General features: G+C 50.3%; 24 tRNA genes and 1 rRNA gene. All 25 read left to right on the top strand.

Annotated features, from left to right (window positions below):
• Window positions 1-95 (top strand): 5S ribosomal RNA (gene rrf / locus JOD45_RS16265); the annotation flags it as partial.
• A 7-nt stretch (window positions 96-102) separates the two neighbouring features.
• Window positions 103-178, top strand: a tRNA-Val gene (locus tag JOD45_RS16260).
• Window positions 179-341: 163 nt separating this feature from the next.
• Window positions 342-418, top strand: a tRNA-Met gene (locus JOD45_RS16255).
• A 29-nt stretch (window positions 419-447) separates the two neighbouring features.
• Window positions 448-523 (top strand) — tRNA-Asp (locus tag JOD45_RS16250).
• Window positions 524-532: 9 nt separating this feature from the next.
• Window positions 533-605, top strand: a tRNA-Thr gene (locus JOD45_RS16245).
• A gap of 11 nt (window positions 606-616) precedes the next feature.
• Window positions 617-692, top strand: a tRNA-Lys gene (locus JOD45_RS16240).
• A gap of 42 nt (window positions 693-734) precedes the next feature.
• A tRNA-Leu gene (locus JOD45_RS16235) sits at window positions 735-816 on the top strand.
• Between the two features lie 6 nt (window positions 817-822).
• Window positions 823-897: transfer RNA gene (locus tag JOD45_RS16230), tRNA-Gly, on the top strand.
• Between the two features lie 2 nt (window positions 898-899).
• Window positions 900-976 (top strand) — tRNA-Arg (locus JOD45_RS16225).
• A 4-nt stretch (window positions 977-980) separates the two neighbouring features.
• Window positions 981-1,057, top strand: a tRNA-Pro gene (locus tag JOD45_RS16220).
• 14 nt (window positions 1,058-1,071) lie between these two features.
• Window positions 1,072-1,144, top strand: a tRNA-Ala gene (locus tag JOD45_RS16215).
• 7 nt (window positions 1,145-1,151) lie between these two features.
• Window positions 1,152-1,225: transfer RNA gene (locus tag JOD45_RS16210), tRNA-Met, on the top strand.
• Between the two features lie 4 nt (window positions 1,226-1,229).
• Window positions 1,230-1,306: transfer RNA gene (locus JOD45_RS16205), tRNA-Ile, on the top strand.
• Window positions 1,307-1,361: 55 nt separating this feature from the next.
• A tRNA-Ser gene (locus tag JOD45_RS16200) sits at window positions 1,362-1,454 on the top strand.
• Between the two features lie 6 nt (window positions 1,455-1,460).
• Window positions 1,461-1,545 (top strand) — tRNA-Tyr (locus JOD45_RS16195).
• 12 nt (window positions 1,546-1,557) lie between these two features.
• Window positions 1,558-1,633 (top strand) — tRNA-His (locus tag JOD45_RS16190).
• 9 nt (window positions 1,634-1,642) lie between these two features.
• Window positions 1,643-1,717: transfer RNA gene (locus JOD45_RS16185), tRNA-Gln, on the top strand.
• A gap of 4 nt (window positions 1,718-1,721) precedes the next feature.
• Window positions 1,722-1,796: transfer RNA gene (locus JOD45_RS16180), tRNA-Cys, on the top strand.
• Window positions 1,797-1,799: 3 nt separating this feature from the next.
• Window positions 1,800-1,881: transfer RNA gene (locus tag JOD45_RS16175), tRNA-Leu, on the top strand.
• A 30-nt stretch (window positions 1,882-1,911) separates the two neighbouring features.
• A tRNA-Gly gene (locus tag JOD45_RS16170) sits at window positions 1,912-1,985 on the top strand.
• Window positions 1,986-2,137: 152 nt separating this feature from the next.
• Window positions 2,138-2,214, top strand: a tRNA-Ile gene (locus tag JOD45_RS16165).
• Between the two features lie 3 nt (window positions 2,215-2,217).
• Window positions 2,218-2,292: transfer RNA gene (locus tag JOD45_RS16160), tRNA-Asn, on the top strand.
• A 1-nt stretch (window position 2,293) separates the two neighbouring features.
• A tRNA-Ser gene (locus tag JOD45_RS16155) sits at window positions 2,294-2,384 on the top strand.
• Window positions 2,385-2,409: 25 nt separating this feature from the next.
• Window positions 2,410-2,481, top strand: a tRNA-Glu gene (locus JOD45_RS16150).
• A 16-nt stretch (window positions 2,482-2,497) separates the two neighbouring features.
• A tRNA-Arg gene (locus tag JOD45_RS16145) sits at window positions 2,498-2,571 on the top strand.
• Window positions 2,572-2,752: the final 181 nt, after the last annotated feature.

The raw sequence follows: 2,752 nt of genomic DNA, 5'->3' as shown, positions 1-2,752 counted from the left end.
GTCACACCCGTTCCCATCCCGAACACGGTCGTTAAGCTCTTCAGCGCCGATGGTAATTGGGGGCTTCCCCCTGTGAGAGTAGGACGCTGCCAGGCGAACTCTGGAGGATTAGCTCAGCTGGGAGAGCATCTGCCTTACAAGCAGGGGGTCGCAGGTTCGAGCCCTGCATCCTCCACCATATAAATCATCATTTTTATCGTCGCGGGGTGGAGCAACGAGCGAAGCATCATCGAATAAACATCGAGTTGTTTCGACGGATACGCTTCAAAGCGATACGAGCAGAGGAAGAAACAGTTTTACTAAACTTATTTCTTTGCATAAAATATGATTATTTTTATCGTCGCGGGGTGGAGCAGTCTGGCAGCTCGTCGGGCTCATAACCCGAAGGCCGCAGGTTCAAATCCTGCCCCCGCAACCAAAATTTATCACATCAGAATGATAAGTATTGGTCCCGTGGTGTAGTGGTTAACATGCCTGCCTGTCACGCAGGAGATCGCCGGTTCAAATCCGGTCGGGACCGCCATTGTAAAATGCCGGTCTAGCTCAATTGGTAGAGCAACTGACTTGTAATCAGTAGGTTGGGGGTTCAAGTCCTCTGGCCGGCATCCTTTTTGATGAGCCATTAGCTCAGTCGGTAGAGCATCTGACTTTTAATCAGAGGGTCGGAGGTTCGAATCCTCCATGGCTCACCATTTTTATTGAGAAGATTCAAAAACTATTATATATTTCAGAACGCGGGTGTGGCGGAATTGGCAGACGCGCTAGATTTAGGATCTAGTGTCTTACGACGTGGGGGTTCAAGTCCCTTCGCCCGCATAGCATGCGGAAGTAGTTCAGTGGTAGAACATCACCTTGCCAAGGTGGGGGTCGCGGGTTCGAATCCCGTCTTCCGCTCCATTGCGCCCTTAGATCAACTGGATAGATCGTCTGACTACGGATCAGAAGGTTGGGGGTTCGAATCCTCCAGGGCGCGCCATTAACGGGAAGTAGCTCAGCTTGGCAGAGCACTTGGTTTGGGACCAAGGGGTCGCAGGTTCAAATCCTGTCTTCCCGACCATTGATTAATATAATGGGGCCTTAGCTCAGCTGGGAGAGCGCCTGCTTTGCACGCAGGAGGTCAGCGGTTCGATCCCGCTAGGCTCCACTTTTTTGGCGGTGTAGCTCAGCCGGCTAGAGCGTACGGTTCATACCCGTGAGGTCGGGGGTTCGATTCCCTCCGCCGCTATTTAGGACCCTTAGCTCAGTTGGTTAGAGCAGACGGCTCATAACCGTCCGGTCGTAGGTTCGAGTCCTACAGGGTCCACCATGAAGTTAATTTTAAAATTTAGAAGCTTGAATGTCTATCATCTAGCATTCAGTACGGAGGAATACCCAAGTCTGGCTGAAGGGATCGGTCTTGAAAACCGACAGGGGCTTAACGGCCCGCGGGGGTTCGAATCCCTCTTCCTCCGCCATTGCTTGGAGGGGTAGCGAAGTGGCTAAACGCGGCGGACTGTAAATCCGCTCCCTCAGGGTTCGGCGGTTCGAATCCGTCCCCCTCCACCATTTATTCACTTGGCGGTTGTGGCGAAGTGGTTAACGCATCGGATTGTGGTTCCGACATACGTGGGTTCGATTCCCATCAACCGCCCCATTCATTTGTTGGGCTATAGCCAAGCGGTAAGGCAACGGATTTTGGTTCCGTCATGCGCTGGTTCGAATCCAGCTAGCCCAGCCAATATGGCGACATAGCCAAGTGGTAAGGCACGGGTCTGCAAAACCCTTATTCCCCGGTTCGAATCCGGGTGTCGCCTCCAGACGCCGGTGTGGCGGAATTGGCAGACGCGCACGACTCAAAATCGTGTTCCTTCGGGAGTGTCGGTTCGACCCCGACCACCGGTATTGCAAGAACGGTTGATTAGTTAAGAATATGCGGGTGTAGTTTAGTGGTAAAACAAGAGCCTTCCAAGCTCTGGTCGTGAGTTCGATTCTCATCACCCGCTCCATTCAATTATTGACCATGCAACGGTCACTAACTCGAATGCAAGTCAACATCACTTGTAAAGCAATCTATTGCATTGATAGCATCTAAGCGCGATCTTACCAGTTACACTTGATGTATTTTCATAATATATAATTATATGGTGTCCCATTAATTGGGCCTGTAGCTCAGCCGGTTAGAGCGCACGCCTGATAAGCGTGAGGTCGGTGGTTCGAGTCCACTCAGGCCCACCATATTCCACAGTAGCTCAGTGGTAGAGCAATCGGCTGTTAACCGATCGGTCGCAGGTTCGAATCCTGCCTGTGGAGCCATGGAGAAGTACCCAAGTGGCTGAAGGGGCTCCCCTGCTAAGGGAGTAGATCGCGTAAGCGGTGCGAGGGTTCAAATCCCTCCTTCTCCGCCATTTAAAGTATTTTATTAAACAGCATGGCCCGTTGGTCAAGTGGTTAAGACACCGCCCTTTCACGGCGGTAACACGGGTTCGAATCCCGTACGGGTCATTTTTATTAGTGTTTTGCGCTCTTAGCTCAGCTGGATAGAGCAACGGCCTTCTAAGCCGTGGGTCAGAGGTTCGAATCCTCTAGGGCGCGTTAAAAACAGAACTTATAGTTCTGTTTTTTTTTTTTTTTTTGGCTCTACAATATTGGAATATGAGGAAAATTAAAACAAAAAAATCAGGCTCTACAATATTTGTTGGGGTATGAGAAAAATTAAAACAAAAAAATACACGCAAGCTCCTTAATCCTTTACACTTGAATTGACGAGAAACAA

The sequence above is a fragment of the Scopulibacillus daqui genome (assembly GCF_016908855.1).
Classification (GTDB): Bacteria; Bacillota; Bacilli; order Bacillales; family Sporolactobacillaceae; genus Scopulibacillus_A; species Scopulibacillus_A daqui.
The sequence above is the reverse complement of the archived record's forward strand: the minus strand, read 5'-3'. Positions and strand labels throughout refer to the sequence as shown.